Origin of the sequence: Streptomyces sp. NPDC017095, from assembly GCF_044332325.1 — a bacterium.
Lineage (GTDB): Bacteria > Actinomycetota > Actinomycetes > Streptomycetales > Streptomycetaceae > Streptomyces.
Genome location: NZ_JBIROU010000002.1, coordinates 22497 through 41219, shown reverse-complemented (window position 1 = coordinate 41219; position 18723 = coordinate 22497). Strand labels below are relative to the sequence as shown.

17 protein-coding genes are annotated in these 18723 nt (G+C 71.4%); 11 read left to right on the top strand and 6 right to left on the bottom strand.

Annotation, left to right across the window (positions count from 1 at the left end):
- Window positions 1-37: 37 nt before the first annotated feature.
- Together ACH4OA_RS03230 and ACH4OA_RS03225 are read right to left on the bottom strand one after the other, a co-directional pair.
- Complete coding sequence (locus ACH4OA_RS03230) at window positions 38-1255, bottom strand: alpha/beta hydrolase (RefSeq protein ID WP_397967407.1); 1218 nt, start codon at window positions 1253-1255, stop codon at window positions 38-40.
- Between the two features lie 103 nt (window positions 1256-1358).
- Window positions 1359-1985, bottom strand: a complete 627-nt coding sequence (locus ACH4OA_RS03225; RefSeq protein ID WP_397942371.1) for a TetR family transcriptional regulator — start codon at window positions 1983-1985, stop codon at window positions 1359-1361.
- 84 nt (window positions 1986-2069) lie between these two features.
- On the opposite strand from ACH4OA_RS03225, the gene ACH4OA_RS03220 reads away from it, so the two are divergent.
- Window positions 2070-3689: an MFS transporter gene (locus ACH4OA_RS03220; protein ID WP_397942373.1), complete on the top strand. Its 1620-nt coding sequence runs from the start codon at window positions 2070-2072 to the stop codon at window positions 3687-3689.
- A 247-nt stretch (window positions 3690-3936) separates the two neighbouring features.
- Window positions 3937-4242: a small hydrophobic protein gene (locus tag ACH4OA_RS03215; RefSeq protein ID WP_365879470.1), complete on the top strand. Its 306-nt coding sequence runs from the start codon at window positions 3937-3939 to the stop codon at window positions 4240-4242.
- Window positions 4243-4443: 201 nt separating this feature from the next.
- Here the strand turns inward: ACH4OA_RS03215 and ACH4OA_RS03210 are convergent, their stop codons facing one another.
- Window positions 4444-5187: a potassium channel family protein gene (locus ACH4OA_RS03210; protein WP_365879472.1), complete on the bottom strand. Its 744-nt coding sequence runs from the start codon at window positions 5185-5187 to the stop codon at window positions 4444-4446.
- Between the two features lie 116 nt (window positions 5188-5303).
- Window positions 5304-8051: a pyruvate dehydrogenase (acetyl-transferring), homodimeric type gene (aceE, locus tag ACH4OA_RS03205; protein WP_397967405.1), complete on the bottom strand. Its 2748-nt coding sequence runs from the start codon at window positions 8049-8051 to the stop codon at window positions 5304-5306.
- Window positions 8052-8459: 408 nt separating this feature from the next.
- Between aceE and ACH4OA_RS03200 the strand changes: the two genes are divergently transcribed.
- The 6 genes from ACH4OA_RS03200 (at window position 8460) to ACH4OA_RS03175 (ending at window position 12931) form a co-directional block, all read left to right on the top strand.
- Window positions 8460-8897, top strand: coding sequence for a DUF3052 domain-containing protein (locus tag ACH4OA_RS03200; RefSeq protein WP_365879476.1), 438 nt, complete (start codon window positions 8460-8462; stop codon window positions 8895-8897).
- Between the two features lie 146 nt (window positions 8898-9043).
- Window positions 9044-9502, top strand: coding sequence for a peroxiredoxin (locus tag ACH4OA_RS03195; protein ID WP_365878989.1), 459 nt, complete (start codon window positions 9044-9046; stop codon window positions 9500-9502).
- Window positions 9503-9641: 139 nt separating this feature from the next.
- Window positions 9642-10217: a TerD family protein gene (locus tag ACH4OA_RS03190; protein WP_365878991.1), complete on the top strand. Its 576-nt coding sequence runs from the start codon at window positions 9642-9644 to the stop codon at window positions 10215-10217.
- A gap of 99 nt (window positions 10218-10316) precedes the next feature.
- Window positions 10317-10895 carry a TerD family protein gene (locus ACH4OA_RS03185; RefSeq protein WP_397942377.1) on the top strand — a complete coding sequence of 193 codons (579 nt, stop codon included), beginning with the start codon at window positions 10317-10319 and terminating at the stop codon, window positions 10893-10895.
- Between the two features lie 73 nt (window positions 10896-10968).
- A complete protein-coding gene (locus ACH4OA_RS03180) occupies window positions 10969-12108 on the top strand; it encodes a DUF475 domain-containing protein (RefSeq protein WP_365878995.1) in 1140 nt (379 codons plus the stop codon).
- Window positions 12109-12196: 88 nt separating this feature from the next.
- A complete protein-coding gene (locus ACH4OA_RS03175) occupies window positions 12197-12931 on the top strand; it encodes a Tellurium resistance (RefSeq protein WP_365878997.1) in 735 nt (244 codons plus the stop codon).
- Window positions 12932-12976: 45 nt separating this feature from the next.
- On the opposite strand, the gene ACH4OA_RS03170 is transcribed toward ACH4OA_RS03175, so the two are convergent.
- Complete coding sequence (locus ACH4OA_RS03170; RefSeq protein ID WP_397942381.1) at window positions 12977-13717, bottom strand: TerD family protein; 741 nt, start codon at window positions 13715-13717, stop codon at window positions 12977-12979.
- 174 nt (window positions 13718-13891) lie between these two features.
- Between ACH4OA_RS03170 and ACH4OA_RS03165 the strand changes: the two genes are divergently transcribed.
- From ACH4OA_RS03165 to ACH4OA_RS03155, 3 genes are read left to right on the top strand one after another with little or no spacing between them, the layout of a single operon-like run.
- Entirely contained in the window at window positions 13892-15058 is a 1167-nt protein-coding gene (locus ACH4OA_RS03165; protein WP_397967403.1) for an HpcH/HpaI aldolase/citrate lyase family protein, read from the top strand.
- A gap of 27 nt (window positions 15059-15085) precedes the next feature.
- Complete coding sequence (locus ACH4OA_RS03160; RefSeq protein ID WP_397967400.1) at window positions 15086-17560, top strand: phosphoribosyltransferase; 2475 nt, start codon at window positions 15086-15088, stop codon at window positions 17558-17560.
- Window positions 17560-18372: an HAD family hydrolase gene (locus tag ACH4OA_RS03155; protein ID WP_397967397.1), complete on the top strand. Its 813-nt coding sequence runs from the start codon at window positions 17560-17562 to the stop codon at window positions 18370-18372. The genes ACH4OA_RS03160 and ACH4OA_RS03155 overlap by 1 nt, the downstream gene beginning before the upstream one ends.
- Window positions 18373-18384: 12 nt before the next feature.
- Here ACH4OA_RS03155 and ACH4OA_RS03150 read toward each other — a convergent pair whose 3' ends face one another.
- The gene (locus tag ACH4OA_RS03150) at window positions 18385-18600 is read right to left on the bottom strand and encodes a zinc ribbon domain-containing protein (RefSeq protein ID WP_365879008.1); all 216 of its coding nucleotides are present in this window, start codon (window positions 18598-18600) and stop codon (window positions 18385-18387) included.
- Window positions 18601-18723: the final 123 nt, after the last annotated feature.

The following is an 18723-nucleotide window of genomic DNA, read 5'->3' as shown; positions in this document are numbered from 1 at the left end:
CCGTCGCCACCCGCGCAGACCGCACTTCCCGCTGTTTCTACGCGCGTCCGGCCGTCGTCGTGCCGGACAGACCGGACCGGCACGCGTCGTCCTGGCGTGCGCACGTCACCTCGTCGTAGGCGCCGACGCCGATCCCGGCGAGGTTGCGCAGGCTGTCCGTGCCGGGCTGGAAGTAACCGCTGTGCCCCTCGGCGTCCCGCGCCGACAGCACCCGCGCCCCGAACCCGGAGGACACCGGGTCGGCGCCGTGGCCGAGGCCGCCCAGCTCCAGGTACGGCACGTCGCGCACCCAGTCGCTGGCGTCCCGCATCGCCCACACCCGGGCCGCCGTGCCCAGCCGGGCGGCGCTGGCGACGCGCATCCCGGGGCTCGCGGCCACCGCTATGTCGGCGACCCGGCGGGGCATATCGCGCGCGGCGACCCCGCAGAGCACCGAGCCGTAGCTGTGGCAGAACATCGACACCGGGGCCCGGCCGGGCAGCGCGCGCAGCAGCGCGTTCAGCCGTACGGCGCCCTCGGCGGCGCGCAGTCCGGTGGCCGCGTCCACGCCCAGCCCGTCGGGGGAGGTGTAGTCGGCCCAGGCGATCACGGCCGTACGGGTCGCGGGGCGTGCCGCCCGCTCGGCGGCGTACAGGGCCTTGGCCATGCCGACCGGGGCGCTGTACGGGCGGTGGGTGCGCTGGAAGGTGAGCAGGTCGGTGTCGACGCCGGGGACGACGACCGAGATCCGCTCGGCCGAGGGCAGCGCGCCGAACACCTCGGCGATCCGGCCCGGGCCCGCGGGATCGAAGGCCAGGATCTGCCGGCCATGGCCGAGCAGCGACTCGTAGCGGTGCATCCGGCGGCCCGCGTCCTGCTGGCCCGCCGCGCTGAGCCGGCTGTCGTGCATGCGCCCGCGCTCCGCCGTGCGGGCCTGCTCCAGCGCGATGTGGTTGGCCCGGTAGCGCAGCGCGACCGGGGCGCCGTTCATATTGCCCACCGCCAGCGGGAAACGGTGGGCGAGGCGGTCGCGCTCGTGCGGGGCGAGCGCGGCGAAGAAGCGGCCCAGGCGCGCCGGAGCGGCCCCGGGGTCCGGCAGCGGGTGCCCGTGCAGGCGGCCGTGCTGCCACTTGGCGAGCGAGGCCTGGAGCGCCGACGTCTCCCGATGGGCGCGCAGGGCGGTCCAGCCGGTGGTGGCGAGCATCACGAACACCACGGCCAGCGCCAGCAGGGCGCGCCAGATGTTCAGTTGCGGGGAGGTGTCGAAGGAAGTCACTGGGAGGACACACTAGGAGAACGAGCGGGTCGCGGGGTAACGGAGTGACAGGGATCACGGTTTCGACGGCTGCCGTGCGGTTGTCGGCGGTCTGCCAACGATCTCAGACGGCCCGCCAGTTCCCCGTGAGCGCCGAACCCACCTGATCGAGGTACGACGCGCTGAGCGCCCGGATCGATTCCAGGCTGAACTCCTCGCTCAGGCACCACTGCCGCTCGCTGACCCGCAGCACCCCGCCGAACACGGCCACCGCCAGCCGGGGCCGCGGATCGGTGTCCACGTCCACGCCCTCCCGCTCGGCCAGCAGCCGCGCGATGGTCTCCTCCGTCGCCGCGGACCGGCGCAGATGGGCGGCGAGCAGCGCGGGCGTGGCCTCGACCGTCCGGCACATGCGCAGGTGCAGTCCGACCGGCACGACCTCCTCGACCGTGTCGCGGATCGCGTCGAAGCTCTCCAGGAACGCCTGCCGCAGGGCCTCCATCGGCGTCTCGTGCGGCGGGCGCCCGCGGACGGCCGCCACGAAGGCCGCCTCCGTCATCTCCTGCACCGCGAAGGCCGCGTCCTCCTTGCCGGCGAAGTAACGGAAGAAGGTGCGCTGCGAGACGTCGACGGCCTCGGCTATCTCGTCGATGGTCGTCCGCTCGTACCCCTGGGTGGTGAACAGTTCGAGAGCGGCCCGCAGCAGCGATTCCCGTGTACGCCGCTTCTTGCGCTCGCGCAGCGTCTCCATGGCCTCTCTCCCGCCGCTTTCGTGTCAGTCACCGACTTCTGAATCCGTTTGTCAACTGTCAGTGGCTGTCATTAACCTGAGTGTATGACTAGTCAGACCACCGTCAATGCGACGGGGCCGGAGGGCAAGGCGTCGGCGGCACCGTCGGGGCCGCGGCCGGCCCCGGGCCTGCGCGGCCACCCGTGGCTCACCCTCGTCACCGTCGCCGTGGGCGTCATGATGGTGGCCCTGGACGGCACCATCGTGGCCATCGCCAACCCGGCCATCGGCAAGGACCTGCACGCCAGCTGGGCCCAGCTCCAGTGGATCACCAACGCCTACTTCCTGGCCCTCGCGGTGTCCCTGATCACCGCGGGCAAGCTGGGCGACCGCTTCGGCCACCGGCAGACCTTCCTGATCGGCGTCACCGGCTTCGCCGCCGCCTCCGGCGCCATCGGCCTGTCCGACAGCATCGCCGCGGTCGTCGCCTTCCGCGTGCTCCAGGGCCTGTTCGGCGCGCTGCTGATGCCGGCCGCGCTCGGGCTGCTGCGGGCCACCTTCCCGGCCGAGAAGCTGAACATGGCGATCGGCATCTGGGGCATGGTGATCGGCGCGTCCACCGCGGGCGGCCCGATCCTCGGCGGTGTCCTCGTCGAGCACGTCAACTGGCAGTCGGTGTTCTTCATCAACGTGCCGGTCGGCGCGCTCGCCCTGCTGCTCGGCTCGCTGATCCTGCTCGACCACCGTGCCGCGAACGCCCCGCGCTCCTTCGACGTGCTCGGCATCGCCCTGCTCTCGGGCGCGATGTTCTGCCTGGTCTGGGCGCTCATCAAGGCGCCCGCGTGGGGCTGGGGCGACGGCAAGACGTGGCTGTTCATCATCGCCTCGGTCGTCGGCTTCGCGCTGTTCTCCTTCTGGGAGACGAAGGTCCGCGAACCGCTGATCCCGCTGGCGCTGTTCCGCTCGGTGGCCCTGTCCGCGGGTGTCGTCCTGATGGTGCTCATGGCCATCGCGTTCATGGGCGGCCTGTTCTTCGTCACCTTCTACCTCCAGAACGTCCACGGCATGAGCCCGATCGACGCCGGCCTGCACCTGCTGCCGCTGACCGGCATGATGATCGTGGGCTCCCCGCTGGCCGGCGCGGTGATCACCAAGCTGGGCCCGCGCATCCCGCTGGCGAGCGGCATGGCCGTCACCGCGATCGCCATGTACGGCATGTCCACGCTGAAGGAGGGCACCGGCAGCGGCACGATGTCCGTCTGGTTCGCCCTGCTCGGCCTCGGCCTCGCCCCCGTCATGGTCGGCGCCACCGAGGTCATCGTCGGCAACGCGCCCATGGAGCTGTCCGGGGTCGCCGGCGGTCTCCAGCAGGCGGCGATGCAGATCGGCGGCAGCCTCGGCACGGCCGTCCTCGGCGCGGTGATGGCCTCCAAGGTCGACCACACCCTGGCGGGCAACTGGGCCGACGCCGGCCTGCCGAAGCTGCCCGAGCAGCAGCTGCACCAGGCGGCCGAGGCGGTCCAGCAGGGTGTCGCCCCGGTGACCGCGAACACCCCGGCGCCGATCGCCGCGAAGATCACCGAGGTGGCCCACCACACCTTCGTCAGCGGAATGAGCCTCGCCTCCCTCGTGGCGGCGGGCGTCGCGGCGGTCGCCGTCCTGGTCGCGCTGCTCACCAAGCGGGGCGTCAACGCGGAGGCGGGCGCGGGCGTGGGCCACATCTGACGGGCGGCGGGCCGTCACCGGCGGCCCCTCCCGGCGGAGTTCGCCTATCAGGGTGACTCCCCTCAAGATCGCTGGATCCCGGCGCGCGCCGCAGGTCACAGTGGGTCATGCCCTGCGCAGGGCATGGCGGACCACCGAGCCGCGGCGCGCGCTGTCGGAGGGGGACAGCGCGCGCAGGTCTGCCCCGACGGAACCGGGGTACCCGCACCGTGAAGCCGAACTGTCCATATGCCTCAGGGAGTTGATGATGGCAGGCTTCGGAAACGGAACACGCGGGTACCCCCGGTCGCGTAGCCGGACGTGGCAACGGACCGGGCCGGACCGCGCGACACTCGGGATCATCGGTGCCGTCTGCGCGGTGGCGGGCTTCTTCGCGCTGGGGATCGTCCTCGGCCCCGTCGCGATGTTCTGCGGCTGGCAGTCGATGGGCCGCAGCTGGGCGGGCGAACGCAACGTGCCGGCGCTGGTGGCCCTGATCCTGGGCGCCATCGACACCTTGCTGGCCGTCATCGCCCTGGCGGGCGCGGCCACCTGGGGCAACGGGCTCCTCTAGGGCCTGTCCGGCAATTCGCGTCGTCGCCCGGAGGGCGGCGGACGGGAAGGGCCGGACACGACCCAGAGGCCGTCCTGGCCGTCGACGCAGGCGGCGCCGGGCGTGGGGAACCGGGTCACGCGGTTCCCCGCGCCCCTTTCTTTTCCCGCGCGCCTTCCCTTCTTCTCCTCACGCCGGCGGGCGCGCCCGGACCGCCGGGTTTCAGCGCCGCTGCTCCTCCCGGTCCGCGGCCAGCCGCGCCACCTCCGCGCGCAGCAGCCGGACCTCCTCCGTCAGCGCGGTGAGTGCCTCCGTCTGCCGCCGCTCCTCCACGTCGTCCTTCTCGAAGCGCGCGATGAACCACGCGGCGATGTTCGCCGTGACGACACCGAGCAGCGCGATCCCGGACAGCATCAGCCCGACCGCGATCATCCGGCCGAGCCCGGTCGTGGGCGCGTGATCGCCGTACCCGACGGTCGTCATCGTGGTGAACGACCACCACACCGCGTCACCCAGCGTCCGGATGTTCCCGTGCGGGGACTCCCGCTCCACGGAGAGCACCGCGAGCGAGCCGAACATCAGCAGCCCGATCACGGACCCGACGACATACGTGGTCAGGCGGATCTGCGGGGCCATCCTGGCCCGCCGGCCCACCAGCATCAGCGTCGAGACCAGCCGCAGCAGCCGCAGCGGCTGGAGCATCGGCAGGACGACCGCGCACAGGTCCGGCCAGTGCCGCCGGACGAACTCGGCGCGCAGCGGCGCGAGCGCCAGCCGGACCAGGTAGTCGAGGGCGAACGCGCCCCAGACCACCCACTCCACCCCCGTGCACAGGTCCGTCAGGGACCGGCCGGCGGAGGCGTCCACGATGGGCACCGCGTACGCGACGGCGAAGGCCACCGCGAGTGCCAGCAGCGGCCGCTGGCTGTGCCGCTCCCACCGCGCCTGCGCCGACAGCTGCTCCATGACCGCAATCGTAAAGAAACCGTAAGGCGCGCGCTCCCACAGGGGCACGGGAACCGGACGCCTGTGGGAGCGCAGCCGGCTCCCCACGCTCTTTCGCGGGGGAGCCGAGCCGGTGGTTACGCGTCGCCGCCCGCCGCCCCCGGGTCCGCCGCCGAGACGTCCAGCAGCCGGTACCGGTCGATGGCCTGCTTCAGCGCGGACCGATCCACCTTGCCCTCGCGCGCCAGCTCGGTCAGCACCGCCACCACGATCGACTGGGCGTCGATGTGGAAGAAGCGGCGCGCGGCGCCCCGGGTGTCGGCGAAGCCGAAGCCGTCGGCGCCGAGGGACTGGTACGGTCCCGGCACCCAGCGCGCGATCTGGTCCGGGACCGACCGCATCCAGTCGGACACGGCCACGAACGGACCCTCGGCACCGCTGAGCTTCCGGGTCACGAACGGCACCCGCTGCTCCTCCTCCGGGTGCAGCAGGTTGTGCTCCTCGCACGCCACGGCCTCGCGGCGCAGCTCGTTCCAGGAGGTCGCCGACCACACGTCCGCCCGGACGTTCCACTCCTGGGCGAGGATGCGCTGCGCCTCCAGCGCCCACGGCACCGCGACACCGGACGCCATGATCTGCGCCGGGATCGCGCCGCCGGTGCCCGCGCTCAGCCGGTGGACGCCCTTGACGATGCCCTCCACGTCCACGTCCGCCGGCTCGGCCGGGTGCCGGATGGGCTCGTTGTAGACGGTGAGGTAGTAGAAGACGTCCTCGCCGTGCGGGTGCTCGGGCGAGCTGCCGTACATCCGGCGCAGGCCGTCGTGCACGATGTGCGCGATCTCGTAGGCGTACGCCGGGTCGTACGCCACGCACGCCGGGTTGGTGGACGCCAGGAGCTGGGAGTGGCCGTCCGCGTGCTGCAGACCCTCACCGGTCAGGGTCGTACGGCCGGCGGTCGCGCCCAGGACGAATCCGCGCGCGAGCTGGTCGGCCATCTGCCAGAACTGGTCGCCGGTGCGCTGGAAACCGAACATCGAGTAGAAGACGTACACCGGGATCAGCGGCTCGCCGTGCGTGGCGTAGGCCGAGCCCGCCGCGATCAGCGAGGCCGTGCAGCCCGCCTCGGAGATGCCGTCGTGCAGCATCTGGCCGGTCGGCGACTCCTTGTAGGCCAGGAGCAGCTCCCGGTCCACGGACTCGTACTGCTGGCCGAGCGGGTTGTAGATCTTCGCGCTCGGGAAGAAGGAGTCCATGCCGAACGTGCGGTACTCGTCCGGCGCAATCAGCACGAACCGCTTGCCGATCTCCTTGTCCCGCATGAGGTCCTTCAGCAGGCGCACAAAGGCCATGGTCGTCGCGATGGACTGCTGGCCCGTGCCCTTCTTCACGGTCGCGTACGCCTTGTCGTCCGGCAGGGCGAGCGGCTTCGAGCGGACGACGCGGGTCGGGACGTAGCCGCCGAGCCCCTTGCGCCGGTCGTGCATGTACTGGATCTCCTCCGAGTCCGGGCCCGGGTGGTAGTACGGCGGCACGCCGGACTCCAGCTCCCGGTCGGAGATCGGCAGGTGCAGCCGGTCCCGGAAGCGCTTGAGGTCGTCGACCGTCAGCTTCTTCATCTGGTGCGTGGCGTTGCGGCCCTCGAAGTTGGGGCCCAGCGTCCAGCCCTTGATCGTCTTGGCCAGGATGACCGTCGGCTGGCCCCGGTGCTCCTTGGCCGCCTTGAACGCCGCGTAGATCTTGCGGTGGTCGTGACCGCCGCGGCCCAGATGCAGGATCTGGTCGTCGGTCATGTTCTCCACCATCGCGCGCAGCCGGTGGTCGTCGCCGAAGAAGTGCTCGCGGATGTAGGCGCCGGACTCGGTGGCGTACGTCTGGAACTGGCCGTCCGGCGTCGTGTTCATCTTGTTGACGAGGACGCCGTCCCGGTCCTGCGCGAGCAGCGGGTCCCAGGTGCGGTCCCAGATGAGCTTGATCACGTTCCAGCCGGCGCCCCGGAAGACCGACTCCAGCTCCTGGATGATCTTCCCGTTGCCGCGCACCGGGCCGTCCAGCCGCTGGAGGTTGCAGTTGACCACGAAGGTCAGGTTGTCCAGGCCCTCGCGGGCGGCCAGGGTGAGCTGGCCGAGCGACTCGGGCTCGTCCATCTCGCCGTCGCCGAGGAAGGCCCACACGTGCGAGCGGGAGGTGTCGGCGATGCCGCGCGCCTCCATATAGCGGTTCATCCGCGCCTGGTAGATCGCGCCGAGCGGGCCGAGGCCCATGGAGACCGTCGGGAACTCCCAGAAGTCCGGCATCGAGCGCGGGTGCGGGTAGCTGGACAGCGCGTGCGGGGCCTTCGACTTCTCCTGGCGGAAGCCGTCGAGCTGCTCCTGGGTGAGCCGGTCGAGCAGGTACGCGCGGGCGTAGATGCCCGGGGAGGCGTGGCCCTGGAAGAAGACCTGGTCGCCGCCGTCGCCCTCGTCCTTGCCCCGGAAGAAGTGGTTGAAGCCGACGTCGTACAGCGAGGCCGAGGAGGCGAAGGTGGCGATGTGGCCGCCGACGCCGATGCCCGGGCGCTGGGCCCGCGAGACCATCACGGCGGCGTTCCAGCGGGTCGCGTTGAGGATCCTGCGCTCGATCTCCTCGTTGCCCGGGAAGAACGGCTCGCTCTTGGTGGGGATCGTGTTGACGTAGTCCGTGCTGCGCATCTCGGGCACGGCCACGCGCCTCTCGCGGGCCCGCTCGATCAGGCGCAGCATGAGATAGCGGGCCCGCTCCCGGCCGCGCTCGTCGACGGCGGCGTCCAGGGAGTCGAGCCACTCCTGGGTCTCTTCGGGATCGAAGTCAGGAACCTGACTCGGAAGGCCGCCAATGATGATCGGATTGCGATCGGATCCGGAAGCCACGCTGTTCCTTACCTGTCAGAGGGCCAGTTGTTTTTGCACCTGCTTACACCGTTCCCCATCGTGTACCTGGGGAAGGCGTACGTCATCCCCGCTGTTCTCCCGACCGGCGCATGACCGGTCAAAACGCAACGATACGCCCGGGGTGTGACGTGTTTGGCAAAGTTGTTCGAGCGGCGTGACCGTGGATGATTCCGACCGGGGCAAACCGGGCACATCCGTGTGATGTGGGTCTCGTGAAAGCGAGATACGGTGCCAGGAGTTGCGGCGGCAGCGCCGGGATCGTCACCGTTTCGGCGGTCCCGACGGCCGGGTACTTGCGCGATCCGCCCCGCCCGTGTGGACTACGGCCAATGCTTCGCGCACGCGCGTGGCTGAGATACTCACCAAGACATGATCAGGAGGCAACCCGTGAGCGCGACCGCGGACCACGCGGAGGAGCGGACGAACCCTGCCGCCAGGCTGGGGTTCCAGCCCGGGCAGGTGGTCCAGGAGATCGGCTACGACGACGACGTCGATCAGGAGCTCCGCGACACCATCGAGGAAGCCATCCAGGGCGACCTGATGGACGAGGACTACGACGACGTGGCCGACGCCGTCGTGCTGTGGTTCCGTGACGACGACGGCGACCTGACGGATGCGCTGGTGGATGCCACCACGTACATCGAAGAGGGCGGCACCATCCTGCTCCTCACGCCGAAGACCGGCCGTCCGGGGTACGTCGAGCCGAGCGACATCCAGGACGCCGCCACGACGGCCGGCCTGACGGCGACGAAGAGCGTCAGCGTGGGCAAGGACTGGAGTGGCTCCCGGCTGGTGACGCCCAAGGCCGCCAAGTCCAAGAAGTGACCCCGCACAGGTGACGGCCGGGCCGGGGCCGGATGGCCCCGGCCCGGCCGCCGTCATGCCCCCGGTGACCGCTGCGTAGGGTGGACCCGAGCGCGTACCGCGCGCTTCCCGCTCACCCGAACAGCCCACCGAAGGGATGCACGACGATGGCGATCCAGGTCGGCGACAAGGCACCCGACTTCGAGCTCAAGGACAACCACGGCCGCACCGTGAGGCTCTCCGGCTTCCGCGGCGAGAAGAACGTGGTCCTGCTCTTCTACCCCTTCGCCTTCACGGGCGTGTGCACCGGCGAGCTGTGCGAGCTGCGCGACAACCTGCCGAAGTTCGCCGACCGCGACACCCAGCTCCTCGCCGTCTCCAACGACTCCATCCACACCCTGCGCGTCTTCGCCGAGCAGGAGGGCCTGGAGTACCCGCTGCTGAGCGATTTCTGGCCGCACGGCGAGGTCTCGCGCGCGTACGGCGTCTTCGACGAGGACAAGGGCTGCGCCGTCCGGGGCACCTTCGTCATCGACAAGGAGGGTGTCGTGCGGTGGACCGTGGTCAACGGCCTGCCGGACGCCCGTGACCTGAACGAGTACGTGAAGGCGCTCGACTCCCTGTGAACGGGCCGCCCGCCCGACACCTGCGATTGACCGGGTCCAAGGTCTGCGGGCGCGGGAACCCGTCACTAGGATCGGCACGTTGATCCCATATCCGAAGCACGACGGGGCTTCCCGCCCCTGGACACCACATGGAGGACCCGTGGGAGTCAGCCTCAGCAAGGGCGGCAACGTATCGCTGACGAAGGAGGCCCCGGGCCTGACCGCGGTCATCGTCGGTCTGGGGTGGGACGTGCGCACCACGACCGGCACGGACTTCGACCTCGACGCCAGCGCGCTGCTGCTGAACAACGCCGGCAAGGTCATCAGCGACCAGCACTTCGTCTTCTTCAACAACCTCAAGAGCCCCGACGGCTCGGTCGAGCACACCGGCGACAACATCACCGGTGAGGGCGAGGGCGACGACGAGCAGATCAAGGTGGACCTGGCCGGCGTCCCGGCCGACGTCGACAAGATCGTGTTCCCGGTGTCGATCTACGACGCCGAGAACCGCCAGCAGTCCTTCGGCCAGGTCCGCAACGCCTTCATCCGCGTCGTGAACCAGGCCGGCGGCCAGGAGATCGCTCGTTACGACCTCAGCGAGGACGCCTCCACCGAGACGGCCATGGTCTTCGGCGAGCTGTACCGCAACGGCGCGGAGTGGAAGTTCCGCGCCATCGGACAGGGCTACGCCTCCGGGCTGCGCGGCATCGCGCAGGACTTCGGCGTGAACGTCTGATCCGGAGCGAACGACATCCCTGTGTCCGGCGCCGCACCGTTTACGGGCGGCGCCGGACGCGCAGGAGAACCAGGCAGGCACCACCAGGGGAGGACCAGCATGGGCGTCACGCTCGCCAAGGGGGGCAACGTCTCCCTGTCCAAGGCGGCACCGAACCTCACCAACGTCATGATCGGGCTCGGCTGGGACGCGCGCTCGACCACCGGCGCCCCCTTCGACCTGGACGCCAGCGCCCTGCTGTGCGGCGCCGGGAGCCGGGTGCTGGGCGACGAGTGGTTCGTCTTCTACAACCAGCTCACCAGCCCGGACGGCTCGGTGGAGCACACCGGTGACAATCTCACCGGTGAGGGCGAGGGGGACGACGAGTCGATCCTGGTGGACCTCGTCAAGGTCCCGCCGCAGTGCGAGAAGATCATCTTCCCGGTCTCCATCCATATGGCGGACGAGCGCGGCCAGACCTTCGGGCAGGTCTCCAACGCCTTCATCCGGGTCGTCGACCAGGCCGACGGCCGGGAACTGGCCCGCTACGACCTCAGTGAGGACGCCTCCACCGAGACCGCGATGATCTTCGGCGAGCTGTACCGGCACCAGGGGGAGTGGAAGTTCCGTGCGGTCGGCCAGGGGTACGCGTCGGGTCTGCGGGGCATCGCTCTAGACTTCGGAGTCAACGTTTCGTAAAGCCGCGTACGGCACGGGGGAGACCCTCCCCCAGATCGGGGAGGGACCCCTCCAACAGATGATGGGGTAGCCAGTGCTTCTGAAAACCTTCGGCTGGTCGTTCGCGGTCACCGCGCTCGGTCTGGTGGCGGCGGTGTTCTACGGGGGGTGGACCGCCTTCGGCGTCGTGGCGATCCTGGCCATCCTGGAGATCTCGCTGTCCTTCGACAACGCGGTGGTCAACGCCGGGATCCTGAAGAAGATGAGCCCCTTCTGGCAGAAGATCTTCCTCACGGTCGGCGTGCTGATCGCCGTGTTCGGCATGCGGCTGGTCTTCCCCGTCGTCATCGTCGCGATCAGCGCCAAGATGGGCCCGATCGAAGCGGTCGACCTGGCGCTGAACAACAAGGACCGCTACCAGCAGCTCGTCACCGACGCCCACCCGGCGATCGCCGCCTTCGGTGGCATGTTCCTGCTGATGATCTTCCTCGACTTCATCTTCGAGGACCGGGACATCCAGTGGCTGCGCTGGATCGAGCGGCCCCTGGCCAAGCTGGGCAAGGTCGACATGCTGTCGGTCTGCATCGCCCTGGTCGTCCTGCTGATCACCGCCTTCACCTTCGCCACCCACGCCCACCAGCACGGCGGCGTCCATGTCGACAAGGCGCAGACCGTCCTGATCGCCGGCATCGCCGGCCTGATCACCTACATGGTCGTCGGCGGCCTGTCCGGCTACTTCGAGGACAAGCTGGAGGAAGAGGAGGAGCGCGAGCACGAGGAGGAGGAAGAGGCCGGCCGCAGCGGCAAGCGCAAGCCGGCGGTCGTCCTGGCCGGCCAGGCCGCCTTCTTCATGTTCCTCTACCTGGAGGTCCTGGACGCCTCCTTCTCCTTCGACGGCGTGATCGGCGCCTTCGCCATCACCAACGACATCGTCCTGATGGCCCTCGGCCTCGGCATCGGCGCGATGTACGTCCGTTCGCTGACGGTCTACCTCGTCCGCCAGGGCACCCTGGACGACTACGTCTACCTGGAGCACGGCGCCCACTACGCCATCGGCGCCCTCGCCGTGATCCTCATGATCACCATCCAGCACGAGATCAACGAGGTCGTCACCGGTCTCGTGGGTGTCGTCCTGATCGCCTGGTCCTTCTTCTCCTCCGTCCGCCGCAACCGCGCGCTGGCCGCGGCGGGCGAGGGCACCGGCGAGAAGACCGAGGTCTCCTCCGGGGTGTGACGGCGCGGCCGGTGAGGAACGCTCTGAGCGGGGCGGCCGACGCGGTCGGCCGCCCCGCCGGCGTCACGATCAGTACCTGGGGGCGGGAATGGGTTTCTTCGACGGACTGCGGGGCGGCCGCGCCGCCGACTTCGACTCGGGCAACGCGTCCACCAACGCCATCGAGCTGACCAGGCGGCACCCGACGGTGTCGCTCACCAAGCAGGGCGCGGCCACCGGCCACCTGCGGGTCAACCTGTCCTGGCGGATGCGGACCTCCGACTTCGGCGCCCGGCGGCCGGGCCTGCTGCGGCATCCGCTCCGGGCGCTGAAGCCGCCGGAGATCCTCGGCCACGGCCAGAGCATGGTCAACGTCGACCTCGACCTCGGCTGCCTGTACGAGCTGGCCGACGGCACCAAAGGCGTCGTCCAGCCGCTGGGCGGCTACCTCGGCGACGTCAACGCGCCGCCGTACATCAAACTCGACGGCGACGACCGGTTCGGCTCGGGGTCCGGCGAGACGATGTACGTGAACCTCGACCACCGGGAAGCCCTGAAGCGGCTGCTGGTCTTCGTCTACATCTACGACCAGACGCCCGCCTTCGACCGCACCCACGCCGTCGTCACCCTCTACCCCGGCAACGGCCCGCGCATAGAGATCGCCCTGGACGAGCGCCACCCGCAGGCCCGCTCCTGCGCGGTGGTGCTGCTCGAGAACGTCAAGGACGAACTGCTGGTCCGCCGTGAGGTCAAGTTCGTCTACGGCTTCCAGGGCGAACTGGACCGCCTCTACGGCTGGGGCCTGCAGTGGGGCCGGGGCTACAAGGCCAAGGCGGACCGGTAACGGCCCGCAGGGACCGCGAAGCCGCCCGCGCCCGCCCGCGCCGGACTACCGGCGGGCGAGGAACTGCGGGCCCTGCGGCGGCAGCCGGAAGTAGCCGTCCGGTCCGGGCGGGAGCGGCGGCTGCATGGGCTGCGGGTAGCCGTAGGCGGGCGGCTGCGCCGGCACCGCTGCCGTCGGCTGCTCCGGCGGCAGCGGCTGGGCCGGCGCCGGGTCGAACGAGGGCCGCTCCTCCTCCGGCTCGTCCGGCTCGTCCACGGAGATGCCGAAGTCCGTGGCCAGACCCTCCAGCCCGTTGGAGTAGCCCTCGCCCAGCGCCCGGAACTTCCAGCCCTCGCCGCGCCGGTACAGCTCGCCGCAGATCAGCGCCGTCTCCGCGCCGGTCTCCGGGGTGATCTCGAACCGGGCCAGCGGCTCCCCGCCGGCGACCGAGGCGTCGTACAGCAGGACGCACAGCGCCGGCACCCGGTCGAAGGCGACCCCGTCCGCGGAGGCGACCAGGACGATGCGGGAGATGCCCGGCTCGACACCGGAGAGGTCTGTCCGGATCGTGTCGGTGAGCCCCTCGGCGACCTGTTTCTTGCCCAGCCGCCACACCGTTCCGGAAGGATGGCGGGGCTGGTTGTAGAAGACGAAGTCCTCGTCGGAGCGCACCCGGCCGTCGGGGCCCAGCAGCAGCGCCGACACGTCCACGTCCGGGACCGACCGCCCGGGTGTCCAGCGCAGCACGGCGCGTACCGTGGTGGCCTCCAGCGGGACGTTCGACCCCTTCAGCATGGCGTGCGTCATGCGGCCATCCTGCCCTCTCGGTCCTGCTCACGACAACGCGGTGCGGTGCCGCCGACATGGGCGGGTTACCGGGAATTCACGCCCACGGGGAACCCTCGACACAGGTCCCTACGTACTATTACCGGCCACCCTTTACCGAATCCAAAGGCTTGGCTCGTACCGCAAGGGAGTCCTATGCGTCATTTCGGGCACATCGCCCCCGGGGTGCGGCAGCGCCTCTTCCATCGGGAGCCGTGCGCGTTCACCGCCGACTCCCCGGCCCGGCTGCTCTCCGCGGCCCTGGGCGCCACGCTGTACAGCCCGGCCACCCGGCCGCGGCTCGCCGACGACATCGTCAGACAGGCGGGCAACGGCGTGGTCTCGATGGTGCTGTGCCTGGAGGACTCGATCGGGGACGCGGACGTCGCGGCGGGGGAGGAGAACCTCGTCCGGCAGTTCGCCGACCTCGCCGCCCGGCCCGCCGTGGAGCCGCCGCTGCTGTTCATCCGGGTGCGCACCCCCGAGCAGATACCCGACCTGGTGCACCGCCTCGGCCCGGCCGCGCGCCTGCTGTCCGGGTTCGTGCTGCCCAAGTTCACCGGGGAACGCGGCATGCCGTTCCTGGAGGCGCTGGCCGGAGCCGAGCGGTCCTGCGGCCGGCGACTGTACGCCATGCCGGTGCTGGAATCCCCCGAGCTGCTCTACCGCGAGTCGCGCGTGGACACCCTGGAAGGCATCTTCCGCGCGGTGGACAAGTACCGCGACCGGGTCCTCGCGCTCCGCCTCGGCGTCACCGACTTCTGCTCCTCCTACGGCCTGCGCCGCGCCCCCGACATGACCGCCTACGACGTCCAGGTGGTCGCCTCCGTGATCGCCGACGTGGTGAACATGCTGGGCCGCGCCGACGGCACCGGCTTCACGGTCACGGGCCCGGTCTGGGAGTACTTCCGCGCCTCCGAACGCATGTTCAAGCCGCAGCTCAGGCAGAGCCCCTTCCTCCAGGTGCAGGCCGCCGAACTGCGGCAGAAGCTCATCGCCCACGCCATGGACGGGCTGCTCCGGGAGATCACCCTCGACCAGGCCAACGGCCTGCTCGGCAAGACCTGCATCCACCCCTCCCACGTGCTGCCCGTGCACGCGCTCTCCGTGGTCAGCCACGAGGAGTTCAGCGACGCGCAGGACATCCTGCGGCCGGAACGCGGCGGCGGGGGTGTACTCCGGTCGGCCTACACGAACAAGATGAACGAGGTGAAGCCGCACCGCGCCTGGGCCGAGCGGACCCTGCTGCGCGCCGAGGTCTTCGGCGTCGCGCACGAGGACGTCGGCTTCGTGGAACTGCTCGCCGCCGGCATACCCGGCTGAACCGTCCGCACCTCTTCCAAGGAACGCATGAACAACGCAGTCAACGACGAGGTCTGGTCCGGCACCTGGGTCGCCGAGCGGCTCGGCATCGGGCTCGCGGGCGACGAGGAGCTGCGCGCCCTGCTCGGGCTCGCCCTGCGCCGCAACCCCAAGCGGGCCCACCTGCTGGTCTCGAACGTCCTCGGCAAGCACGTCCCGCAGTCGCCGGCCGTGGTCTACGACCATGGTGTCCGGCTGGGCCGGCGGGTCGCCGCGCTGCTCGGCGACGAGGCGCAGGGCGCGGTCGTCCTCGGGTACGCGGAGACCGCGACGGGACTCGGGCACGCCGTCGCCGACGGGCTGGGCGCGGTGCCGTACCTGCACTCCACGCGGCGGCCGGTGGCCGGGGTCGCCCGGGCGGGCGGGTTCGAGGAGTCGCACTCCCACGCCACGTCGCACCTGCTGCTCCCGGAGGACCCCGGGCTGCTGTCCGGCCCGGGTCCGCTGGTGCTGGTGGACGACGAGTTCTCCACCGGCAACACCGTGCTGAACACCCTCCGCGACCTGCACGGCCGGTATCCGCGCCGCCGGTACGTGGTGGTGGCGCTGGTCGACCTGCGCGCCGCCGGGGACGCCGCCCGCCTGGACCGGTTCGCCGAGGAGACCGGCACACGGGTGGACCTGGTCGCCACGGCGTCCGGCACGGTGCTCCTGCCGGACGGCGTGCTGGACAAGGGCCGGGAGCTGGTGGCCCGCCACGAGGGCACCGGGTCCGCTCCGGGCGGGTCCGCCGCCGCGGTGCCTCCCGCCGCCGACGCGGCGCCGCGGCCGGGCCGTGTCGCCGAGGTCGGCCTCGGCTGGCCCGCCGGTCTCCCCGACGGCGGCCGGCACGGCTTCACCCCCGCCCACCGGGCCCTCCTCGACGCGGCGCTGCCCGCCATGGCCGGCCGGATCCGCGCCGCCCTGCCCGCCGGGGCGCGCCGCGTGCTCGTGCTCGGCTCCGAGGAGCTGATGTACGCGCCGCTGCGGCTCGCCCGTGAGCTGGAGCGGGCCACGGACGCCGAGGTGCGCTTCTCCACCACCACCCGCTCGCCCGTCCTCGCCGTGGACGACCCCGGCTACGCGATCCGCACCCGCCTGGTCTTCCCGGCCCACGACGACCCGGCGGACGGCCCCGGCGAGCGCTACGCGTACAACGTGGCCGGCGGCGGCTTCGACGCCGTCGTCGCCGTGGTCGACTCCGTCGCCGACACGCCCGCCCTGCGCGCGCCCGGCGGCCTGCTGGACCGCCTCGCCGCGCACGTCCCGCACGTCCTGCTCGCGGTCGTACCGTCGTACGTCCCGCACCCTGGTGAAAGGCCGGCCATGCTGCCCGAGCCCCTGCGCGGCCCCGCGTTCTCCTCCTACGCGCCCCAGGAGGTCGGCTGGCTGCTCCAGGATCTCTCCGCGGTCGCCCTGGAGGCGCCGACCGAGGAGCGCGAGGAGGCCGTGCAGAGCGGCGGCGCGCACTACGCCGAGTCGCTGCCGGTGGAGTACCAGCCCAGCGAGCGGTACCAGGAGCTGTTCCACGCCGCCCTGGAGACGTCGGCGGCCCGGATCGCGCGGGCGGTCGGCGCGGTCACCGAGACGGTGCTCGCCGAGCGGTCGCCGCGCCCGGTGCTGGTCTCCCTGGCCCGCGCGGGCACCCCGGTCGGCATCCTGATGCGCCGCTGGGCCGGGTTCCGGCACGGTCTGGACCTGCCGCACTACGCCGTGTCGATCGTGCGCGGCCGGGGCATCGACGCCAACGCGCTGCGCTGGCTCGCCGCCCACCACGACCCGCGGGACGTCGTCTTCGTCGACGGCTGGACCGGCAAGGGCGCCATCACCCGCGAACTGGCCGAGGCGATAGCGCGGTTCCAGGAGCAGGAGGGCGTCACCGGCTTCGACCCGGAGATCGCCGTCCTCGCCGACCCCGGCTCCTGCGTGCGCGCCTACGGCACCCGCGAGGACTTCCTCATCCCCTCCGCCTGCCTCAACTCCACCGTGTCCGGGCTGGTCTCGCGCACGGTCCTGCGCGCCGACCTGGTCGGCCCGCACGACTACCACGGCGCGAAGTTCTACCGTGAACTGGCCGGAGCCGACCTCTCCGCGGCCTTCCTCGACGCCGTCTCCGCCCGCTTCCCGGAGGTCGCCGGCGCCGTCGACGAGGCGGCCAGGGAACTCCTGGCGGCGGACCGCACCCCGACCTGGGCGGGCTGGCGTGCGGTCGAGCGGATCAGCGAGGAGTACGGCATCCACGACGTGAACCTCGTCAAGCCGGGCGTCGGCGAGACCACCCGGGTGCTGCTGCGCCGGGTGCCGTGGAAGATCCTCGCCCGGGCGGGCGCGGGCGCCGACCTGGACCATGTGCGGCTGCTCGCCGCGCAGCGCGGGGTGCCGGTGGAGGAGACCGGCGAACTGCCGTACTCCTGTGTCGGGCTGATCCACCCCAAGTACACGCGGGGCGCCACCGGCGCCGACGGCAGGGCGGTGACCGTCTGATGCCGGTGCTGGTGGCGAGCGACCTCGACCGTACGCTGATCTACTCCTCGGCGGCCCTCGCGCTGACCATGCCGGACGCGCGGGCGCCCCGGCTGCTGTGCGTGGAGGTGCACGAGGCCAGGCCGCTGTCCTTCATGACGGAGACCGCGGCCGGGCTGCTGGCCGACCTCGGGGACGCGGCCGTCTTCGTGCCGGCCACCACCCGCACCCGCGCCCAGTACCAGCGCATCAGCCTGCCCGGACCGCCGCCGAAGTACGCGATCTGCGCCAACGGCGGGCACCTGCTGGTCGACGGCGTCACCGACGCCGGCTGGCACGCGCGGGTGCTGGCCCGGCTCGCCGGCGAGTGCGCGCCGCTGGCGGAGGTCCGGGAGCACCTGCTGCGCTCCGCCGACCCGGTGTGGGTGCGCAAGCACCGGGCCGCCGAGGACCTGTTCGCCTATCTGGTGGTGGAGCGCGAACTGCTGCCCGCGGACTGGGTGGAGGAGCTGGCGGCGTGGGCGGACGGCCGGGGCTGGACGGTGTCCCTCCAGGGCCGCAAGATCTACGCGGTGCCGAAGCCGCTCACCAAGGGCGCGGCCGTCCGCGAGGTCGCCCGGCGCACCGGCGCGGAACCGACGCTGGCCGCCGGGGACTCCCTGCTCGACACCGACCTGCTGCTGGCCGCCGACCGCGCCTGGCGCCCGGGCCACGGCGAACTCGCCGACAGCGGCTGGACCGCGCCCCGGGTCAGCGCCCTGCCCGAACGGGGCGTGGCGGCAGGGGAGCGGATCCTGCGGGAGTTCCTGACAGCGGCCCGGCAGCCGGCCTGACGGGGCGCGGCCCTACCCGCAGCACCCCCCGCCGCAGCAGCCGCCGCCCCCGCCCCCGGGCGCGGGCGCCGGTGTGCCGGCCACACCGCCCACGGCCACCGTCGACAGCAGCTTCACCGTGTCGTCGTGGCCCGCGGGGCAGCTCGCGGGGGCGGCGGACTCCGCCATCGGACGGTTGAGTTCGAACGTGTCGCCGCAGCTCCGGCAGCGGTACTCGTAGCGAGGCATGGGCCCAGGTTAACCGTCGCGGGGGGACCGGCGGCATCTCAATGTTTCATGAGTGTTGCTTTCCCTCCGGCATATGTGTAGGGCATTCGAAAACGTTACTGATAATTTGTGAACGCCGTTGCG